Below are 1,898 nucleotides of genomic sequence, written 5' to 3' on the forward strand. Positions count from 1 at the left end.
GCATCATTGCCAGCACCGCGCCGGCAGATAAAAACAGCCTGACCACTGGAAGCATTAGCACCAGTGATATCAACAACGGTGCCCATGCTAAAGCCAGCAGCCATGGGTTTAGCCTTTCTGGGAATGATACGATAAAGAACATTGCCAAAAATGTTTTAAATCACGGCAAAGCCAAGGATGCAGCAGAAGGGGAAACCAAATCTGCTATCAGTGATGGGACTATCATCCTTACTGATACAACTGGACAGAGGGCGATGGGGCAAGATGCTGGACAAATCATTGATGCACTCAACCGCAACACCGCTACAGCCCACCAAGCCGTTGCACCGGTGGACGCCACATCGCTTGAGGGAGCAGTGCATAATCGCGTAGATATGATCAATGATTTATCGGATGAAGGATTGGGATACTGGGACAAAATACGCGAATTCGCATATCTCAAAGAGCATCCTGAGGGTGAGGTTTTGCATGATGAAAATGGCAATGTCCTCTATGCAACAGATAAAAATGGAAAACCTATCAAAGACAGTTATGGAAGACAAGTCCCTCTGTATCGTTATTTAACGCCTGAAGAAGAAAAACATTTACAAAAAGGTTCTGATGGCAAGGTTCATATGTTTTACAATGGTATTTTTACCTCACCAGATGATGCTGCGCGTTATACTGTCCAGTTTGCTGACAATGATCATGGTCCCCTTTATTTTACATACTTCCCAGAAGCTGAAGACTGGGAAGTGGAAGTAGGGATAGCGATTTTTCAGAAGTTTCTGGAAGGTAGATTTTTTTTTGGATTGACCAATTCAACCAAGAAATTCCAGGATACAATGTATCTTTATGGCAATACAGGATTGCATGATGATGCCCATAGTCGTGGTACCATAACAGCAGGAAATGGATCACATGATTTAGTAAAGCATGGTGTTCACGGTATAGCAAAGGAAACAACGGTTAATTTTTTTGGTCCAGCTTATAATACTCAAGACATGGCAGATACGTTATATATCTTAAGGGATGGAAAGAAAACCACTGTCGGCTTGGAAAACCATGCAGATGATTTTGTTGGTGTTGTGTTTGGCAAAAATCCCGCTACTTTTGACAAGAGACCCCTTGGTAGTAACGTAGTGAAAGAGGCAAAGAAAGTACTATTTGGTTATCCCAGCCCTCATGTTTGTTATAGTCATGCAAGTAAGGCATGTCAAAGCGATTATGGGGATCCTAATCGTATATACATCCCTTCAAGGAGGAACAAATGAAATACATATTAAAACTATTAAGCGGGCTCGTTCTGTTAAGCGTGATTGGATGCAATATCGATAAACCTGCTCCAGGGTATATGTATATGTGGGAGAAGCCAGGAGCAGATTTTACTGAGATAGGAAAAGCTTTATTAGAATGTGGAATGCCAACGCCTTATGATGAGGATTCAGAAACTCAAAAGCTCACTCCTAATGCAATGGTTTCCATTGATGCTTGCATGGTCCAATCAGGTTTCCGCTATAAAAATAGAGTTGAGGGGGGGGCTGGTGTTATACTTTTAAAGAAGACAACCTTCCAAATTGTCGTCCAGGTGCTGTCATACCACAGCGCAGTGTCAAGAAGCGCTTGAACAGCCCTTTTTGTAAAAGGTATAAAAACGCGGATGAATGTCAGCCTTAAGTGATGATCAACAATCCCCCTCCTTACCTTCACTTGGAATGGCGGGATTGTTTCCTCAACTAACCATTTCAATATTGTTCACTGTTGTTTTCAGCAGCGGTGACAGGAAATATCAACAGGTTTATGAGCTCTGTTTTATCGTAAATAAATCCATTGAAAGAGGGAAAAAATGAAGAAAATCTTAAAACTATTGAGTTGCATAGCTCTCTTAAATACAGCTGGATGTGTTAACCAACCTCCTC

Annotated in this window: 2 pseudogenes; both read left to right on the forward strand. The window is 41.8% G+C overall.

The window, feature by feature from the left end:
- Positions 1–1,253: pseudogene (locus ACFIJL_RS09205) on the forward strand (filamentous hemagglutinin); the annotation flags it as partial.
- Positions 1,250–1,656 (forward strand): annotated as a pseudogene (locus ACFIJL_RS09210) (hypothetical protein). The pseudogenes ACFIJL_RS09205 and ACFIJL_RS09210, both read left to right, overlap by 4 nt.
- Positions 1,657–1,898: the final 242 nt, after the last annotated feature.

It is taken from the genome of Bartonella sp. TT119HLJHH, from assembly GCF_042193385.1.
Lineage (GTDB): Bacteria > Pseudomonadota > Alphaproteobacteria > Rhizobiales > Rhizobiaceae > Bartonella.